The organism is Dyella sp. NPDC103356, from assembly GCF_055584465.1.
The window spans coordinates 409,963-428,940 of record NZ_JBVJLZ010000001.1; the positions used below are offsets into that span (position 1 = coordinate 409,963).

Sequence of the window (18,978 nt, forward strand, 5' to 3'; positions counted from 1 at the left end):
ATCCTCCGCAAACGCCAAAAACAAAAACGCCCCCGGGTATGGCGACCCGAGGGCGTTCGCTTGGCCTCGGGAGATCGGGGTGACCGATCTCCGCGAGCGGAATCCGGTCTGGACTAGAAAACGACTGCCTGTGGTTTACGCGGCACAACGAAGCATGCGTCGCCATGATGGCGCCGATCGCGTAGCTTCAGGTTGTGGACGATAAACACGTTCATGACGGCAGATGTTTTCCAATGATTGAATGTCGCCGAACACCGGCGATGGGCGCGAACATTACGATGGCCTGCGAGAATACGCAAGCACTTTTTTAATGTTTTTTGAGTTTATTTATAACCAGCCTTTTTGCCGTGCCATGCGGTATGCCTCGATACGATTGGTAACTCCCAACTTTCCAATCGCCTCGGACAAATAATTTCGCACCGTACCGTGGGACAGATTCAACTGCGCGGCAATGTCGGTCGCCGAGAGTCCTTCGCCAGCCAAACGCAACACATGCCGCTCACGGTCGTTGAGCGGATCGGCGTCGGACCAGGCTTCGAGCGCCAATTGCGGATCGATCGCACGGCCACCGCGATGCACCGTGCGCAACGCTTCGGCGAGATTTTCCGCGGGCGCGTCCTTGAGCAGATAGCCCGACACGCCGGCATCCAGCGCGCGCCGCAGAAAACCCGGGCGCGCAAAGGTGGTCACGATGATCACCTTGATCGGCAGCTCGTGCCGCTGAATGCGCTGCGCCAGCTCCAGGCCGGTCAGGCCCGGCATCTCGATATCGGTGACCAATACGTCGGGCTTGAGCCGCTGCAGCTCGCGCCACGCGCCCTCGCCTTCGGAGGCCGAGCCGACCACCTCGATGTCGGACTCGAGCTTGAGCAGGGCCGACAACGCACCACGCACCATGGCCTGGTCTTCAGCGAGCAACACACGGATCATGCAAGACCTCGGTTTTCATGATGGGGAGCAAGCGCGGTATCGGCTTGCGAACAGGCGGGAGCAGTGACATCGAACGGTCGGTGGACAGGCATGGGCAGATCGATACGCACCGTCGTACCTTGTCCCTTCGCAGACTGAATCTCCATACGCCCACCCAGCGCACGCACGCGCTCTCGCATGCCGCACAAGCCGTTGCCATCCTCGCCAACCCCGCCGCGACCGTCGTCCGAGATCACCACGCGTACCCATTGATCGGCCGCTTCGAGCGAGACCAGTGCACGCGTCGCCTGCGCGTGCCTGGCGATATTGGTCGCCGCTTCGCGCAAGATCAACGCCAATGCGCGCTCCATATCCAGCGGCAGGGTCAATGCTGGCAGCACATAATCCAGGTGCACACCGGTCGACTCGAGCAACAATCTTGCCGACGCCAACTCGGCCGCCAGATCGGTGGCACGGATGCCGGTGACCGCCGAGCGCACTTCGGCCAGTGCATGGCGAGCGACATTTTCTGCGTCGGTTATTTCACGACGGGCCGCTTCCGGATCGCGGTCGAACAGCTTGCGCGATAGCTCCAGTTTAAGCGTGATCAACGACAGCGTATGCCCGAGCAGGTCGTGCAGGTCGCGCCCGATCCGCTCACGCTCCGCCGTTGCCGCAAGACGGCGCACTTCATCGTGCGACAGGCGCAGCTGTGCGTTGTGCACTTCGTTCAACGTCTCGACATTGATGATGGTGGTGATGATGAATGCCACCATCGGCATCGACACCATCAGCTGCCAGGGATAACCCGAGAAATAGGCCACCGCTGCATAGCAGGCACTCAAGGCGGCCACGCCAAACATGTGCCTGATGACACCGATGCCACGGCTGCGCAGCAGCACGCAACCGAAAATGAAATAGCTGGTCGAACTCGGGTACCAGGGAAGCAATGCCAGGCCCAACGCTGCGATAGCGAGCGCGTACCGCTGCGCGGCACGGCGCGAGGCCGCCATATAGAACAGATACAGCGCGACGAATATCGGAAAGCTGCCAGCGGTAAACGCCGCCCAACGCCAATCGAAGCCGGTTCCGAACAGTGGCGTAACGAAGATCCAGCACGACCACAGCAGATGGACGAAATCCGTCCATGGCGACTTGCCGTTGCGCATATTCTCCGTCATGGACGAGTCGGGAGCCGGCTTCAACCAGACGCGCAGACTTTCTAGATTCATGCCGAACTCCCCATCCTCATCACTGCAGCTCACCCGTACCTGCGCAGTCGCCGCGCGGCTACCACCGTGAAGAACACCGTGTAGATCGCCAGTACGGCCACGTGCGTCAAAGCTTCCCCGTGCTCCAGGCCCACTGCTTCGAGGGCCAACTGGTTCAAATGATAGCTCGGCCAGACCGGTCCAAGCTGCTGCAGGAACTTCGGCAGGATCGACAAGGGAAACCACAGGCCCGAGAGGAACGCCATCGGCAGGTAGATCAGATTGATGACACCGGGGGCGCCTTGTCCCTTGATCAGGCTGCCAACGAACAGGCCCATCGCGCAGAACGGCAGCACGCCGAACACACAGGTGAAAAATGTCGTGACGACCTGACCAGGGCTCAGCGGGACATGTGCCAGCACAATCGCCATGACCAACAGCAACACAATGACGACCGCCGCCACCATCAAGGCCATCACCATCTTGCCTAGAAGGTAAGCCGCCGGCGGCATCGGCAAAGCTCGCTTGAGTGTCATGAGGCCGTTATCGCGCTCCATCGCCAGCGACACACCGAAGCCGAACAAGCCAGGCGCCATGACACCGAAGGTGCCGTAGGCCGCCAGAAAGAAGCGCGGTGCATCCGGGCCGTTCGCATGCCCGAGAAAGATGCCGAACATGAGATAGAAGACCGTCGGAAACAGCAGCGTCGGCAAAAGGAAACTGGGCGTTCGCAGATATCGCAGACACTCGCTGCGAATTTCTTCGAGATAGGCGGCCACCACGCGCTGCGGCGACATGGTCGCGCCGGCTTGCGCAACGGAGAACTTATGCGTCACGGCGTTCATCAGGCAGCCTCGCGATCAATGGTGGTGGTGGTGTCAGCGTCGCGCGTCAACTCGGTAAATGCCTCGGCAAGTCCGGCGCGTTGTACTTCCAGCTCACTCAGCGAGCTGTCGGCATCCAGCAACCGGCGCACCAGCGCTTCCGCGTTTGCGGTCGACATCCATACTTTTGTGCCATCGCGGCGGGCCTCCACCACTTCAGGCCATGCGGCTAGCTGTTGCGGATCGATATGCGTCATGCAGCGGACACGTTTCAGGGCAACGCGAGCGCGCAGATCGTCAACGCTGCCTTCACTGATCACGCGCCCCTGTGCCATCACGCAGACGCGATCGGCAAGCGCTTCGGCCTCTTCGAGATAATGCGTCGTCAACACCACGGCGCAGCCTTCGGCGACCAGCTGACGAATCGCCGCCCACAATTTCTGTCGCGCCTCGATGTCCATGCCGACCGTCGGCTCGTCCAGAAACAGCAGTTCGGGGCGGCCGCATAACGCCATCGCAAATTGCACGCGGCGTTGCTGACCGCCCGACAACTTCGCGTAAGGTCGCTTCAGCAAATCGGCGATGCCCGCCATCTCCGCACTTTCTTGCACGGAACGCGGCGACGGGTAGTAGCTCGCGGTCAACCGCAATAATTCACCGACACGCAGCACCGGCGGCAACGATGCCGACTGCAGCATCACGCCGATGCGCCGGCGCGCGTCGATGTTCTGCGGGTCCTGGCCGAACAGCTCCACGGTGCCTTTATCGGCGCGGATCAGGCCAAGCAGCAGACTGATGGCCGTACTTTTGCCGGCACCGTTAGGACCCAGCAGCGCCAGCAGTTCGCCGCGCTGCAACATGAGATCGACGCCATCGAGCGCACGTAGCGCGCCGTAGGTTTTGATCGTTCCAACAAGCCTTGCGACAGGTATTTGCAGATTCGACATAGCCCCTCCTCCAGTGGCTGAAATACTGGGGAAAAACGGCCTTTTCCGGCAGTCCTCAACGTCAGCGTACGGGCATGACAGCCGTCACCTGGGGGTTACGGGCGGCTTGGCGGCAGGTTATGCTGGGCATTCGTCGCATCTGTAACTTTTGATGCCGGCGCGCCTGCTCCGCTGGTTTTGTGCAAAAGCAGGCTACGGAAACCCCTGGAGAATCCCCGTCTTCGGCCTTCCGTCATGTATTCACAATACCCGTTTCGGCTCAGCAGAAAGAAAGCAGCCGATGCGGATCGAGGAGAAACATCATGGGTGTGATCGATCAGTTGCGCGAAATGCGCGAATTCGGTGGCAAGCCGCGTACGTCCGGCCTGGACGACGCCACCATCGAGCGTTTTGCCAGCAGCCACCCGGCGCTGTCGCAGGCGATTGAAGAAGCGGTTGCGCGTCATCGCGAACTGCGTAACGACCTGTCCGATTTCCTCAAGCTCGACGAAGTCGAACAACTGGAAACGGCGCAGGCGAGTTTCGTCAATTTCTATCCGGACGATGGCATCAACCCGTACGTTCCGGCCGCTGCGCGCGGCCCCTGGGTGGTCACGCTCAAGGGCGCGGTGATCCACGACAACGGCGGCTACGGCATGCTGGGCTTCGGCCATAACGACGAAGCGATTCGCGCGGCCATGAGCGCACCGCAGGTGATGGCGAACGTGATGACGCCGAACATCTCGCAGATGCGCTTTGCAAAGGCGATGGATCGCGAGCTGGGTCGCAACCGCGGCAGCAATCCGTACACGCGCTACCTGTGCCTCAACTCGGGTTCCGAGTCGGTGTCGCTTGCATGCCGCATCGCCGACGTCAACGCCAAGACCATGACGGATGTCGGCGGTCGCTACGCCGGCCGCACGATCAAGCGCCTGGCCGTGAAAGGTGCTTTCCACGGCCGCACCGAGCGGCCCGCGCTGTATTCGGACTCCACGCGCAAGACGTATATGCAGCATCTGGCGAGCTATCGCCACGAAGACACCCTGCTCACCGTCGCGCCTTACGACATTGCCCAGCTCGAAGCCGCCTTCGCCGATGCCGATCGCCATGGCTGGTTTATCGAGGCGATGTTCCTCGAACCGGTAATGGGCGAAGGCGATCCCGGCCGCGCCCTGACGCCCGAGTTCTACAAGGCGGCGCGCGCACTGACCGAGGCACACGGAACGCTCCTGCTGGTCGATTCGATCCAGGCTGGCCTGCGTGCGCATGGCGTGCTGTCGATCACCGACTATCCAGGCTTCGAGCAGTTGCCCGCGCCCGATATGGAAACCTTCTCCAAGGCGCTGAACGCCGGTCAATACCCGCTGTCGGTGCTGGCTGTGGGCGAACGTGCGGCGGGTCTGTATCGCAAGGGCATCTACGGCAACACCATGACCGGCAACCCGCGTGCGCTCGATGTGGCGTTGGCGACATTGAATCAGCTCACCGACGAAGTACGCAGCAATATCCGCGAACGCGGCAAGGAATTCGTCGACAAGCTCAACGCGCTCAAGAACGAGCTTGGCGGGTTGATCACCAAGGTCCAGGGCACCGGCCTGCTGTTCTCCTGCGAACTGGCGCCGGAGTTCAAATGCTATGGCGCGCACTCGATCGAGGAATACATGCGCGAACGCGGCATCGGCGTGATCCACGGCGGCGTCAATTCGCTGCGCTTCACCCCGCATTTCAACGTGACCGGCGCCGAGGTGGACCTGGTCGTGGGTGCGGTGCGGCATGCCTTGCTGCATGGGCCGCGGAAGATGAAGGAAGCCGACGCGGCGTAGGGTTGAGTAAAGCCGCTCGCTGCACGAGCTGAGAAGTCGCACCTGCGGCGCTGAAAAGGGTAAAGGGGGAAAAGCCTGCAGGATGAGGCTTTCCTCTTTACCCTTTACTCTTTTCAGGCGGGACGGCCGCCGGCTTTACGCTCTCCGGCCGCTGAACAACCACCCCACTCCCCTGTAGCCAAACCCCTACATAACAGGCATAGACTGTCCCGCCGGCGCCCGCCGGTACTCATAGGGAAGGTTTCCGTCATGTCGAAGCGTTTGAGTCTGATCGTTGCCAGCGCCGCACTGGTATTCGCAGTCGCCACTGTTCACGCCGCCGACACCAAGCCGTTGACTGCTCAGCAGCAGAAGATGAGCGACTGCAGCAAGCAAAACAAAGGCAAGAAAGGCGACGACTACAAGAACTCCGTCAAAGCCTGCCTCTCGGGCACGGCCGCCCCTGCGCCAGCTCCGGCCAAACAGACCCAGCAGGAAAAAATGAAGAGCTGTAACGCCGAAGCCAAGACCAAGGCGCCGACCGGCGATGCTCACAAGGCCTTTATGAGCAACTGCCTCAAGGGTGCACCCGCAACGCCGTAAGCGGCCAGCGTGCACTCCAGCGGGGTGGCTGCAGCCTGGGCAGCGCCCCGCTTTTCTTTTGCTCAAGACCCTAGCTGGGCGACAATGCCGGCCACTCTTGCCAGGGTCAGCCATGAAAATCGTCGAAGTACGCCACCCCCTGATTCAGCACAAACTGGGCCTGATGCGCCGCGCGGGCATCAGCACCAAGGAATTTCGCGAGCTGGCCTCCGAAGTGGCCGCGTTGCTGACCTACGAAGCCACCAAGGACCTGGAAACGCTGAGCCAGGAGATCGAAGGCTGGGCCGGCCCCGTGCAGGTGCAGCAGATCAAGGGCAAGAAGATCACCGTGGTGCCGATCCTTCGCGCTGGCCTGGGCATGCTGCCTGGCGTGCTCGACATGATCCCATCGGCCAAGGTCAGCGTGGTCGGCCTGCAGCGCGACGAGGAAACGCTCAAGCCGGTGACCTACTATGAAAAGCTCAGCGGCCGCATGGACGAACGCATCGCGCTGATCGTCGACCCCATGCTCGCCACAGCGGGCACCCTGGTCGCCACCGTGGACATGCTCAAGGCCGCTGGCTGCAAGCGCATCAAGGGACTCTTCCTGGTAGCGGCCCCCGAAGGACTGGAACGCATCGTGGCGGCCCATCCGGATATCGAGATCTACACCGCGTCGATCGACCAGCGCCTCAACGAACAGGGCTATATCCTGCCGGGGCTGGGCGATGCCGGAGACAAGATCTTCGGTACCAAGCAGCTTTCCGCAAGCTGAGAACCGCCGCCTCCCTAGCTTGTAGGAGCGACTTCAGTTGCGACCAGCCATTGGTAACGCCTGAAGGGAGCCTCGAAAAACCTTTCCTATTCGTCGTCCCGGCGAACGCCGGGACCCAGCGCCTCACGTCACACGTGCTGAAGACGCTGGGCCCCGGCGTTCGCCGGGGCGACGATGAAAACTGAGGTTTTTCGAGGTTCCCTGAAGTCGCTCCTACAAAATCAGGATGGCTTTCGGGTTTGGCCGCGAAGCCCCCCGCCAAAACGAGAAATGTTTCGCAAAGCTGTCGACGACGCGAAATGTTTCGCAAACCTGTCGTAATAACTCGCTAGCCTCGCCCTGCTGGGTCCTCCTGTCTGGACCCTACTAGGGAGTAGTCAATGGAAGCAAAGCACGTGCGGCGCGCCCTTGCGGCGGCGCTGATGGCAGTCGTGTCGGTGGCCTCCGCGCAGGCGGCCGACCTGAGTATCAGTCAATTTCGGGTGCGCGGCCCGTCCGGCGGTAACGACGAGTTCGTCGAGTTGTTCAACGCCGGCGCCACCGCCCAGGATGTATCCGGGTTCAAGCTAAATGGCTCCAACAATGCGGGTACCACGGGCACGCGCCTGACGCTGCCCAGCGGCACCTCGATCGCGCCGGGCTGCTACCTGCTGCTGACCAATGGCGCCAGCGGCGGTTATTCCGGCAGCGTCACGGGTGACTTCAAATACAACACCGGCATCACCGACGACGGTGGCCTGGCCGTGCTCGATGCCTCCGGCCAGATCGTCGACCAGGTGGGCCTGTCCACCGGCTCGGCCTACAAGGCCGGTACGCCGCTGACTTCGTTGGGCACGACCAATGCCGACAAGGGCTACGGTCGCACTACCAACGCCGCAGGCCTGCCGCAGAACACCGGCAACAACCAGGCAGATTTCGTGGTGGTCTCGCCCACCGTGCCGCACAACAGCGCCAGCGCCTGCGCACTTCTGGGCGAATCGCTGTCGATCGCCGACTCCAGCGCCACCGTGCATGGCGCGGCCAACGTCAACATGCCGTTCACCGTGACGCTGAGCCAGCCGGCACCGGCCGGCGGCGTGACCGTACAGGCGACCACCGTGGACGGCACGGCGACCGTCGCCAATGGCGACTACGATGCCCTCGACACCACGCTGAACTTCGCCGAAGGCCAGACCCAGGCCAGCTTCAACGTCGTCGTGCACGGCCGCACCACCGGCAGCGACAACAAGGCGTTCCAGGTCAAGCTCAGCCAGCCCAGCGGCAACCTCCCGCTGGCGCGCGATACCGCCACCGGCACTATCCGTTACGACATCCCGGTCGCCGCCGAAATCTGGCAGATCCAGGGGCGCAACCAGTTGTCGCCGCTCGCCGGCAAGTCGGTCATCACCACCGGCAACATCGTCACCGCGGTTGGCCCGGCCGGCTTCACCATGCAGACGCCGGACGCCCGCGCCGATGCCGATCCGCTGACCTCCAACGGCGTCTATGTGTTCACCACCAGCGCACCGACGGTGGCTGTCGGTGACGTGGTGAACGTGGATGCGTCGGTCGGCAACTTCTTCAACCTCACCGAGCTGGAGAACCCGACCGTGACCGTTACCGCGCATCGTGCACGGTTGCCGGCCCCGGTCGTGTTCGGCGCCAATACGCCCTCCTCCGATCCCAACAAGCTGTCCTGCGGCGCGACCAACTTCCAGTGCTTTGTCGGCATGCGTGTAGTGATCGAGAACGGCATGATCAATACCGGCAACAAGCGTTTCAGCGATCAGCCTTTTGCGGAGGTCAGCATCACCGCCAACGGCAAGCGCTCGCTGCGCCTGCCGGGTGTGCGTTTTGGCACGCCGATTCCCGATGGCGTGGATCTGCCCAACTGGAGCGGCAACCCGGAAGTGTTCAAGATGAACACCGCCGACTTCGGTGCCGTGCCGGAGAACACGCCGTTTGTCGGCGGCAGCACGTTCCGCGCCGAAGGCATCATCTCGTACGACTTCGGTGCGTACACGTTTATTCCGACCTCGATCAAGATCACGCACACCGCGCCGATGCCCGGCCCGGTATCGCCGACGCCGCCGTATGCGCTGCGCATCGGTGCGTTCAATACCGAGCGCTTCTGCGACAGCACGTTCGACACTGTCTTTACCTGCAGCGGCGACAGCACCGAGCCCACGCCGGATCAGGTCACGGTAAAGACGCAGCGTCTGTCCGCCTATATCGGTAGCGTGCTGAAATTGCCCGACGTGCTGTCGGTGGAAGAAGTCGAGACCTTGCCGATCCTGCAAGGCCTGGCCCAGCAACTGGGTGACGACTACCACGTGAAGTACCAGGCGTATCTGCTCCCGGGTCACGACCCTAGCGGCATCAACGTCGGCTTCCTGGTGCGCAGCGATCGCGTGCATGCGTTGTCGGTGCAACAGCTTGCCGCCGACGAAACCTGGAACGACAACGGCGCCACCGAGTTCGTGCACGACCACCCGCCGCTCCTGCTCACCGCCGATGCGCGCGGCATGCGCTTCCAGGTGATCTCGGTGCACGCCAAGGCCCGCCAGAATGTCGACGACGATACCGCCGCGGCAGTGCGCGACCGGCAGAAGCGTTTCCTGCAAGCCAGCTCGCTGGCTCGCCAGGTACAGCAACTGCAGACCACCGCGCCGTGGCAGCCCTTGTTGGTGGTGGGTGATTTCAACTCCTACCAGTTCAGCGATGGCTTCGTAGACGTGGTCGGCCTGGTCTCGGGCAAGTACAAGGACAGCGAGAACCAGCTCAAGCTCGGCAAGAACATCGTCAGCCCGACGCTATGGAACGCCGTGGACTCGGTGCCTGCCAACGACCGCTACTCGTATCTGTTTACCGAGAGCTTCGGTCCGATCCAGGGTTATACCGCCGCGGGCTCGGGCAATACGGGCCGCCAGGTGCCGACCGTGCAGGTGCTCGACAACGCGCTGCTCAATCGCGTTGCCAAAGCGCGCTTCCTGAAGATGCAGTACGGTCGCGCCGACCTGGATGCACCGGTGCAGACCGAGGATGACGCTACCACCGCCACCGATGTGACCAAGGCGATCGGCGTGTCCGATCACGATGGTTTTGTGGTCGATCTGTTCGCGCCGGGTCTGTTTGGCCAGGGCGGCCATGATGAGCACGGTGGGCATGACGGCCATGACGGCCATGACGGCCACGGCGATCATGATGGTCACAACGACCATGGTGACGAGCATGACCACGGTCACGACGACGGGCATGGCTGGGGCTACTGATCCGCTGGCACTGCGATGAAAAAGAAGGCCACGCTCTTGGGCGTGGCCTTTTTTAATGCCGGGGTGAGCGAGCCTGCTGCAAAGGAATCGACTTAACCGCGAAACCGATCCGTAGCCTCAAGCAACTCATGCGTAATGCCCGGCTCAAACGCCGAATGTCCCGCGTCCTGCACAATCCGAAGATCCGCCTCCGGCCACGCACGATGCAAATCCCACGCGCTGCGCATCGGACACACCACGTCATAGCGCCCCTGCACGATCGTCGTCGGAATATGCCGGATACGATCGACGTTGCGCAGTAGCTGATCGTCGTGTTCGAAGAAACCGCCATGCACGAAGTAATGGCATTCGATCCGTGCAAACGCCAACGCGAATTCGTCTTCGCCGCTGGAAGCGATATGCGTGGTGTCCTGGTACAGGAAGCTCGTCGCGCCTTCCCACACCGACCATGCGCGCGCGGCTTCGGTGCGGACGGTCGCATCAGTGCTGGTGAGGCGGCGATGGTAAGCACTCATCAAGTCGCCGCGCTCGGCTTCCGGAATCACGCTGAGATAGGTTTCCCACGCATCCGGATACAGCGCATCGCAACCCTTCTGGTAGAACCATTCCAGTTCCCAGCGACGCAACATGAAAATACCGCGCAGGACCAGCTCGGTGACTTTCTCCGGATGCGTCTGCGCATACGCCAGTGCCAGCGTCGATCCCCAGGAGCCGCCGAACACCTGCCAGGCCGACACGCCAAGGTGTTCGCGCAGGCGCTCGATATCGGCGACCAGATCCCAGGTCGTATTGCCTTCCAGCTCCGCATGCGGCGTCGAACGCCCGCAACCGCGTTGGTCGAACAAGACGATGCGATAAACCTTCGGATCGAAGAAACGCCGGCACTTGCTGTTGGTGCCGCCACCCGGACCGCCGTGCAGAAACACCACCGGCTTGCCATTCGGGTTGCCGCTCTGCTCGTAGTAGAGCGTATGCAACGCTGAGACCTTGAGCATGCCCTGATCAAAGGGCTCGATTTCGGGGTACAGGCTACGGCGTTGCTGCGACATGAAAGCACTCCGGCTTAAGTGGCAAGGCTAGCCGCAAACCTTAACACGGCGGCGGCCGCAACGAGGGAAGGACATGCCTTTTACAGGCCATGCACGGATAGCTGTCTAGGCTCGCTTTTATCGCCGTCTCCGCCACGGCATGTCTAAAGGAAGGCCCGATCATGTCCTCCGTCTCCGGCGCGTCTCCCATGGCGGCCGCACCAGCCAACGGCGCCTCCAGCGTCTTCATCATTGGCCTGCTGGCCTCGCTGGCCGGCCTGATGTTCGGACTTGATATCGGTGTCATTTCCGGCGCCCAGAGCTTTATCCAGAAAGATTTTCATATCAGCGATCACGCCCTGGAATGGGTCGTGAGTTCCATGATGCTTGGCGCGGCCGCAGGCGCGCTGGGATGCGGCTGGCTATCGTCATCCTTGGGCCGCAAGCGTTCGCTGATCCTCGGCGGCTTCCTGTTCGTGATCGGCTCGCTGGGATGCGCTCTGGCGCCGTCGCCATCCATCCTGATCATGGGGCGCATCGTGCTTGGCGTCGCCATTGGCATTGCCAGTTATACGGCGCCGCTCTACATCGCCGAGATCGCACCCGAAGCCATCCGTGGTCGCATGATTTCCACCTATCAGCTGATGATCACCAGCGGCATCCTCGTGGCGTTTCTCTCCGACACCGCCTTCAGTTACAGCGGCTCCTGGCGCTGGATGCTGGGCGTGATCGCGGTGCCCGGCATCTTGTTCCTGCTGGGCCTTTTCGTACTGCCTGACAGCCCACGCTGGTTGCTGATGCGCGGCGAAAAGAAGGAAGCCACGAATGTACTGATGCGCCTGCGTGGCGGCGAGCGCGATCAGGTCGACAAGGAAATGGCCGATATCGAAGAACAATTGAAGCAGCCGCAGATGGGCTTCGCGCTGTTTCGCCAGAACGCCAACTTCCGTCGTTCGGTATGGCTTGGCGTATTGCTGCAGGCGATGCAGCAATTTACCGGCATGAACGTGGTGATGTACTACGCCCCGCGGATCTTCCAGGCCATGGGCTACGCGACCGAAGCGCAGATGTGGTTCACCGCACTCGTTGGCCTGATCAATGTGCTGGCCACGCTGATCGCCATGGCGGTGATCGATCATTGGGGCCGCAAGCCAACGCTTTATACCGGCTTTGCCGTGATGGCGATCGGCCTTGGCGTGGTGGGCACCATGATGATGGGTGGCGCACCGAGCTCGCACGGCATGCAGTTGTTTACCGTCATCATGCTGCTGGTCTTTATCGTCGGCTTTGCCATGTCGGCCGGCCCGTTGATCTGGACCTTATGCTCGGAGATTCAGCCACTGAAGGGCCGCGACTTCGGTATCGCCGCATCCACCTTCACCAACTGGATCACCAATATGATCGTCGGCCTCACCTTCCTGAGCCTGCTCAACGGGATCGGCACCGCGCAGACGTTCTGGCTCTACGGCGGGTTCAACGTGCTGTTCCTGTTGCTGACCTTCCTGCTCATCCCGGAGACCAAGGGCGTCACGCTGGAGCACATCGAAACGCGACTGATGGCCGGTGAAAAGTTGCGCGATATCGGTCGGCAGTAAACTCAGTCGAACAGCTTGCCCGGATTGAGAATGCCCCTGGGGTCGAACACGTGGCGAACCTGACGCATCAACGCGATCTCCGCTTCGCCACGGGTCGACTCCAGGTAAGGCTTCTTGACCAGCCCGATACCGTGTTCGGCCGAGATGCTGCCGCCATGGCGTTGCAAGGTGGCCGCGAGGAGCTTGGTGACGTGTTCGCATTGGGCGATGAAGGCGGCATCGTCGAGCGCAGCCGGCTTGAGCACATTGATGTGCAGGTTGCCATCGCCGATATGGCCGAACCACACCACTTCGATATCCGGGTACTCGTGCGACAGTAGCGTCTGCATCTCGTGCAGGAAGGCAGGCACGGCACCGATGCGTACCGAGATGTCGTTCTTGTAGGGACGATGCGGCGCCAGGCTTTCGGTGATGCCTTCGCGCAAGCGCCACAATGCCGCGGCCTGCGCTTCGCTCTGCGCGATCACGCCGTCGACGATCCAACCCTGCTCCATGCCGTGTTCGAAGGCGGCCAGTGCGACATCCATCGCCGTCGCGTCGACAGCGTCGAACTCGGTCACCACGTAATAGGGATAGTCGCCGTCGATTGCCCGCTGCGCGCCATGTGCCAGCACGTGCTTCTGCGCGATATCGGTAAAAAACTCGAACGCCTGCAACGAAAGACGCGCACGAAACAAGGCGAACACCTGCATCAGCGCATCCATGTCCGGCAACGCCAGCAACATGGTCTGCGATGGCGGCGGCGGATCGGTCAGCTTGAGCGTCGCTTCCACCACGATGCCGAGCGTCCCTTCCGAGCCGATCAGCAGATGGCGGAAATCGTAGCCACTGGAGTTCTTGATCAAACCGCGATTGAGTTCCAGCCACTCGCCCGCGCCGGAGACCGCCTTGAGCCCGGCAATCCACTCGCGCGTATTGCCGTAACGGATGACACGAATGCCGCCTGCGTTAGTGGCGATATTGCCGCCGATCGAGCATGAACCGCGCGCTGCGAAATCCACCGGATAGATCAGGCCGTGCTCCCGGGCTGCATCATGTACCGCTTGCAGCGTCATGCCCGGCTGCACGGTGAGCGTGCGGTCGACCGGGTCGAAGCCGAGTACACGGTTCATCCGCTCCAGGCTCACTACCAATTCGCCCTGCGCCGCCACGGCGCCGCCGGAAAGCCCGGTACGCCCGCCCGAGGGCACGATGGCAATCCGCTGCCGGTTGGCCCAGCGCACGATGGCCTGCACCTCCTCGGCGGCGGCCGGCAGCGCAATGGCCAACGGGGCGGGCGTCCAGCGACGCGTCCAGTCGCGGCCGTAATGCTCCAGGTCGCCTGGTTCGGTCAGCAGGCGCAGCGCGGGACATTCGGCGGCCAGCTCGGCCAGGCGGGGATCGGTGAGGGGGGTGGCTTGTGTCGACATCCTCGCAGCCTGCCAGCGAGTGGCGCCGAGGTCCAGTGTTGCGCCGCCGCAAATGCAGCGACATCTGGCATAGTGGGCCGGCCCTTTTCTGTCATCTCCAGGTCATGAAGACATCCTTTCCCAAACAAGACATCAAGGTGCTGCTGCTCGAAGGCGTCAGCCGCAGCGCCGTGGAAAGCTTTCGCCAAGCCGGCTACAGCCAGATCGAGTATCACGAGAAATCACTGCCGGAAGACGAGCTGAAACGCCGTATCGCCGACGCGCATATCGTCGGCATCCGCTCCCGCACCCACCTGTCCGGCGATGTGCTGGCGCATGCCAAGCGACTGCTCGCCGTCGGCTGCTTCTGCATCGGCACCAACCAGGTCGACCTGGAAACGGCCAAGGTGCAGGGCGTGCCGGTGTTCAACGCGCCGTACTCGAACACGCGCAGCGTCGCCGAGTTGGTCATCGCCGAAGCAATCATGCTCCTGCGCGGCATTCCGCAAAAGAACGCGCTATGCCACCGCGGCGGCTGGACCAAGTCCGCCGCCGGCAGTTTCGAAACCCGCGACAAGGTGCTCGGCATCGTCGGCTACGGCCACATCGGCACCCAGGTCGGCGTGCTTGCCGAAGGGCTGGGCATGCGAGTGATCTTCCACGATATCGAGTCGAAGCTGTCGCTGGGCAACGCCCGCGCTGCAGCAGGGCTGGACGATCTGCTCGAACGCGCCGATGTGGTCACCCTGCACGTGCCGGAAACGCCGTCGACCAAACTCATGATCGGCGCCACCGAACTGGCCAAGATGCGCAAGGGCGCGATGCTGATCAACGCCTCGCGCGGCACTGTCGTCGACATCGACGCACTGGCCCACGCCCTGCGCAGCCAACATCTGGCGGGTGCCGCGGTCGACGTGTTCCCGGTCGAGCCCAAGGGTAATGACGATGCCTTCGTCTCGCCGCTGATCGGCATGGACAACGTGATCCTGACTCCGCACATCGGCGGCAGCACGCTGGAAGCACAGGACAATATCGGCATCGAAGTGGCCGCCAAGCTGGTGCGCTACAGCGATAACGGCTCGACGCTCTCGGCGGTCAACTTCCCCGAGGTGTCGCTGCCCGAACATTCGCGCAGCCGCCGCCTGCTGCATATCCATCGCAACGTGCCCGGCGTGCTTTCGCGCATCAACGAAGTGTTCTCGGCCGGGAACATCAATATCGATGCCCAGTTCCTGCAGACCGATTCGCAGGTGGGTTACGTGGTGATCGATGTCTCGGCGGACGAGGCGCAGGCTGGCGAGCTGAAAGATCGCCTGGCGACGATTTCGGGGACGCTGCGCAGTCGAGTGCTCTACTGAGCCAGATTCGGAGCAAAAAAACGGCGCCAATGGCGCCGTTTTTTCTTATGTGTTGCCGAATTGGTCGGGGCGGCCGGATTCGAACCGACGACCCTTTGCCCCCCAGGCAAATGCGCTACCAGGCTGCGCTACGCCCCGACTTACGGCAAGTGAACAAGTCTAGCAGTTGGGTGATGGCTGGGAAACCCTGGCCAACGCAACCTGACCTGCCCTTGTAGGAGCGACTTCAGTCGCCACCTACGGTTACATCACGGCAGGTCGCGACTGAAGTCGCTCCTACAAATAGCGATCAGCGGCGCAGCAGCGTGAGGACTTCTTCCAGCTCCATGCGCACCTGGCGCACGATCTGGTGCGACATGCTCGCTTCCATCCGCGCCTGCGGGCCTTCCAGCCGGGCACGGGCGCCGGTGATGGTGAAGCCTTCGTCGTACAGCAGCGAACGAATCTGACGGATCATCAGCACGTCATGACGCTGGTAGTAGCGGCGATTGCCACGGCGCTTGACCGGGTTGAGCGCAGGAAACTCCTGCTCCCAGTAGCGCAGCACATGGGGTTTCACTCCGCACAAGTCACTCACCTCACCGATGGTGAAGTAGCGCTTGGCCGGGATGGCGGGCAGTTCGGTGTTATTCCCTTGGTCCAGCATAGCCCTCGACTCGCACCTTGAGTTTCTGCCCCGGACGGAACGTTACCACCCGACGGGCGGAGATCGGAATCTCTTCGCCGGTCTTCGGGTTGCGACCCGGCCGCTGGTTCTTCTGCCGGAGGTCGAAATTGCCGAACCCGGACAGCTTCACCTGCTCGCCGCCTTCCAACGCCTCGCGGATAACCTCGAAATAGGCATCCACGAATTCTTTCGCCTCACGTTTGTTGAGGCCCACTTCGAGGAAAAGGCGCTCGGCCATCTCCGCCTTGGTCAGCGCCATGTCATCCTCGCAACTTTGCCTTGCATGCTTTCTCCAATGCAGACACCGCGTCCCCTACGCATTGGTCGGCATCAATGTCGGTAAGGGTGCGTGAAGCGTCCTGCAAAATCAAGCCCATAGCGAGACTCTTTCGGCCTGCCTCGACCCCCTTGCCGCTATAGCGGTCGAACAGGGTCAGGGATTTCAGACGCTCGCCCAGGCTGGTACGTACAGCGTGCTCGACCTGCGCCCAGCTGACCTCCTCCGGCAGATCCACCGCAATATCGCGACGCACCGAAGGGAAACGCGGCACCGGTGTGGCCGCAGGCAGGCGACGGGTCAGCAGCGGCTCCAGCGCCAGCTCCAGCACATGGACGTCCGGAGCCAGATCCAGCGCCTTGGCCAACTGGGGATGCACGGCCCCAAGATAACCGACGGTCGTACCGTCAAAGCTCACGCGTGCGGCCCGGCCCGGATGCAGCCAGCCCGGCAGGCCATCGGCGTGCACCGACCAGCGCTGCGGCTCGCCGCCCCAGGCGACGATGGCATCGAGCTCGCCCTTGAGATCGTAGAAGTCCAGCACACGGGCCGGCTCGCCCCACTGCTCGGCACGCGCCGAACCGCAGGCGACCATGGCCAGGGAGGGTGTCTCCAACGGCGGGTCGCCGGCCGCGAAGGTACGGCCCAGCTCGAACAGGCGTACCCGGTCCTGCTGACGCGCACGGTTGTGCGACAGCGCCTCGATCAGCGCCGGCAGCAGCGAGGGCCGCATGACCGCCAGGTCAGCCGACAAGGGATTGGCCAGCGGCACCAGGTTCTTGTCGAAACCCCAGCGACCAAGCAGGTCGGCGCCGACGAAGGCCAGGGTCACCGCCTCGAAGTAGCCACGCGCTGCCAACTGCTCACGCAGGGCCAGTTCGCCGATACGCGCTTCCGGGTCGATCGCCAGGGTCAGCGCGCCAGCCGGGGTATGCGTGGGGATGTTGTCGTAGCCGAAGATGCGCGCGACCTCTTCGATCAGATCCTCCTCGCGCTCGATATCGAAACGACTGCTCGGCGCGGTGACCTGCCAGCCTTCGCCGGCCGGCTCGATGCGCATGCCGAGCGCGGTGAAGATACGCAGCACTTCCGCATCGGCCACCTCGACACCCAGCACGCGGCGCAAACGCGCACGACGCAAAGCAACCGTGGCGGGTTTGGGCAGATCGGCCAGGTTCTCGGCCACCGACACCGGACCGGCCTTGCCGCCGGCGATGGCGAGCAGCAGTTCGGTGGCGCGTTCCAGCGCACGGCGCGGCAGCTCGGGGTCGACACCACGCTCGAAGCGGTGCGAAGCATCGGTATGCATGCCGAGCTTGCGGGCACGCCCCATGATCGCGGCTGGCGCGAAATGCGCGGCCTCGAAAAAGATGTTGTGCGTATCGTCGGTGACGCGCGAATCGTAGCCACCCATCACGCCGGCCACCGCCAACGCTTTCTTTCCGTCGGCAATCAGCACGAAGCTAGGATCGACCTTCGCCTCGCTGCCGTCGAGCAGCTTGACAGCTTCGCCGGCACGCGCATGGCGCACCACGATATCGCCGTCGAGCTTGTCGTTATCGAACGCGTGCAAGGGCTGGCCAAGTTCGAGCATCACATAGTTGGTGATGTCGACCACCGGGCTGATCGAACGCAGACCGGAACGGCGCAGGCGCTCGACCAGCCACAGCGGCGAACGCGCGGCCATGTCGATGCCCTCGATGACACGACCGAGATAGCGCGGCGCATCGGCACCGGCTTCCAGTCGAATGCCGCGCGTGGCGGTACCGGTTACCGGCGCGGCCTTTTGCTCGGGCACCTTCACTGCACTGCCGAACAGCGCGGCAACATCGTGCGCGAGGCCAACCAGACCCAGGCAATCGGGGCGGTTCGGCGTCAGCTTCAATTCGAACGCAGCGTCCGGCAGGCCAAGGTAGTCGGCCAACGGCTTGCCTACAGGCGCATCGAGCGGCAGTTCCAACAAGCCCGACGCATCGGCATCGATGCCCAGTTCCTTGGCCGAGCACAGCATGCCGAACGATTCCACGCCACGCAGCTTCGCCGCCTTGATCGCGATCCCGCCGGGCAGGTTTGCGCCAACGGTCGCCAGTGGCACCTTGATGCCAACGCGGGCGTTTGGCGCACCGCAAACGATCTGCAGCAACTCGCCCTGCCCCGCATCGACCTTGCACACCTGCAACCGGTCGGCTTCGGGATGTTTTTCCGCCGCGACGATCTCGCCCACGACCACACCGGACAATTGCTCGCCCAGCACGGTCAGCTCTTCGACTTCCAGGCCAGCCATGGTCAGGGCGTGCGCCAATGCGGCGCGGTCCGCCTTGATCTCGACCAGCTCGCGCAGCCAGTTTTCGGAGAATTTCATGTCTATCGATTCCTAGCGGCGGG

General features: G+C 62.7%; 15 protein-coding genes and 1 tRNA gene. 6 read left to right on the forward strand and 10 right to left on the reverse strand.

All coding sequences use genetic code 11. The features are described 5' to 3' along the window. Positions 1-327: 327 nt before the first annotated feature. Genes ACZ6WW_RS01795 through ACZ6WW_RS01810 form a run of 4 tightly spaced genes read right to left on the reverse strand, consistent with a single transcriptional unit; the run spans position 328 to position 3,891 of the window. Positions 328-930 carry a response regulator transcription factor gene (locus ACZ6WW_RS01795; protein ID WP_281852346.1) on the reverse strand — a complete coding sequence of 201 codons (603 nt, stop codon included), beginning with the start codon at positions 928-930 and terminating at the stop codon, positions 328-330. After that, complete coding sequence (locus tag ACZ6WW_RS01800) at positions 927-2,141, reverse strand: sensor histidine kinase (protein ID WP_465272715.1); 1,215 nt, start codon at positions 2,139-2,141, stop codon at positions 927-929. The genes ACZ6WW_RS01795 and ACZ6WW_RS01800 overlap by 4 nt, the downstream gene beginning before the upstream one ends. Before the next feature lie 29 nt (positions 2,142-2,170). Continuing rightward, positions 2,171-2,965 (reverse strand): ABC transporter permease, encoded by a 795-nt coding sequence (locus tag ACZ6WW_RS01805; RefSeq protein ID WP_465272716.1) that lies wholly within the window; start codon positions 2,963-2,965, stop codon positions 2,171-2,173. Then, positions 2,965-3,891 (reverse strand): ABC transporter ATP-binding protein, encoded by a 927-nt coding sequence (locus ACZ6WW_RS01810; protein ID WP_465272717.1) that lies wholly within the window; start codon positions 3,889-3,891, stop codon positions 2,965-2,967. Before ACZ6WW_RS01810 ends, ACZ6WW_RS01805 begins: the two co-directional genes overlap by 1 nt. Before the next feature lie 302 nt (positions 3,892-4,193). Between ACZ6WW_RS01810 and ACZ6WW_RS01815 the strand changes: the two genes are divergently transcribed. The 4 genes from ACZ6WW_RS01815 to ACZ6WW_RS01830 all read left to right on the forward strand — a co-directional run bounded on the left by ACZ6WW_RS01815 (position 4,194) and on the right by ACZ6WW_RS01830 (position 10,280). Further along, positions 4,194-5,693: an aminotransferase class III-fold pyridoxal phosphate-dependent enzyme gene (locus ACZ6WW_RS01815; protein ID WP_465272718.1), complete on the forward strand. Its 1,500-nt coding sequence runs from the start codon at positions 4,194-4,196 to the stop codon at positions 5,691-5,693. A gap of 249 nt (positions 5,694-5,942) precedes the next feature. Next, positions 5,943-6,275 carry a PsiF family protein gene (locus ACZ6WW_RS01820; RefSeq protein WP_465272719.1) on the forward strand — a complete coding sequence of 111 codons (333 nt, stop codon included), beginning with the start codon at positions 5,943-5,945 and terminating at the stop codon, positions 6,273-6,275. 112 nt (positions 6,276-6,387) lie between these two features. Further along, on the forward strand, positions 6,388-7,029 hold the full coding sequence (upp, locus tag ACZ6WW_RS01825; protein ID WP_465272720.1) for a uracil phosphoribosyltransferase: 642 nt from the start codon (positions 6,388-6,390) through the stop codon (positions 7,027-7,029). Between the two features lie 380 nt (positions 7,030-7,409). Beyond that, positions 7,410-10,280: a lamin tail domain-containing protein gene (locus tag ACZ6WW_RS01830; protein ID WP_465272721.1), complete on the forward strand. Its 2,871-nt coding sequence runs from the start codon at positions 7,410-7,412 to the stop codon at positions 10,278-10,280. A gap of 92 nt (positions 10,281-10,372) precedes the next feature. Here the strand turns inward: ACZ6WW_RS01830 and pip are convergent, their stop codons facing one another. Further along, positions 10,373-11,329, reverse strand: coding sequence for a prolyl aminopeptidase (pip, locus tag ACZ6WW_RS01835; RefSeq protein ID WP_465272722.1), 957 nt, complete (start codon positions 11,327-11,329; stop codon positions 10,373-10,375). Between the two features lie 161 nt (positions 11,330-11,490). On the opposite strand from pip, the gene ACZ6WW_RS01840 reads away from it, so the two are divergent. After that, positions 11,491-12,903, forward strand: coding sequence for a sugar porter family MFS transporter (locus ACZ6WW_RS01840; protein WP_465272723.1), 1,413 nt, complete (start codon positions 11,491-11,493; stop codon positions 12,901-12,903). A 2-nt stretch (positions 12,904-12,905) separates the two neighbouring features. Here the strand turns inward: ACZ6WW_RS01840 and ACZ6WW_RS01845 are convergent, their stop codons facing one another. Further along, positions 12,906-14,312, reverse strand: coding sequence for an FAD-binding oxidoreductase (locus ACZ6WW_RS01845; RefSeq protein WP_465272724.1), 1,407 nt, complete (start codon positions 14,310-14,312; stop codon positions 12,906-12,908). Positions 14,313-14,416: 104 nt separating this feature from the next. Between ACZ6WW_RS01845 and serA the strand changes: the two genes are divergently transcribed. Continuing rightward, entirely contained in the window at positions 14,417-15,649 is a 1,233-nt protein-coding gene (serA, locus tag ACZ6WW_RS01850; RefSeq protein WP_465272725.1) for a phosphoglycerate dehydrogenase, read from the forward strand. Between the two features lie 61 nt (positions 15,650-15,710). Here the strand turns inward: serA and ACZ6WW_RS01855 are convergent. The 4 genes from ACZ6WW_RS01855 to pheT all read right to left on the reverse strand — a co-directional run bounded on the left by ACZ6WW_RS01855 (position 15,711) and on the right by pheT (position 18,955). Further along, positions 15,711-15,787: transfer RNA gene (locus ACZ6WW_RS01855), tRNA-Pro, on the reverse strand. 151 nt (positions 15,788-15,938) lie between these two features. After that, positions 15,939-16,295 (reverse strand): MerR family transcriptional regulator, encoded by a 357-nt coding sequence (locus ACZ6WW_RS01860; protein WP_281852334.1) that lies wholly within the window; start codon positions 16,293-16,295, stop codon positions 15,939-15,941. Beyond that, positions 16,276-16,575, reverse strand: coding sequence for an integration host factor subunit alpha (ihfA, locus tag ACZ6WW_RS01865; RefSeq protein ID WP_281852333.1), 300 nt, complete (start codon positions 16,573-16,575; stop codon positions 16,276-16,278). Before ihfA ends, ACZ6WW_RS01860 begins: the two co-directional genes overlap by 20 nt. A 1-nt stretch (position 16,576) precedes the next feature. Then, positions 16,577-18,955: a phenylalanine--tRNA ligase subunit beta gene (gene pheT, locus ACZ6WW_RS01870; protein ID WP_465272726.1), complete on the reverse strand. Its 2,379-nt coding sequence runs from the start codon at positions 18,953-18,955 to the stop codon at positions 16,577-16,579. Between the last annotated feature and the right edge of the window lie 23 nt (positions 18,956-18,978).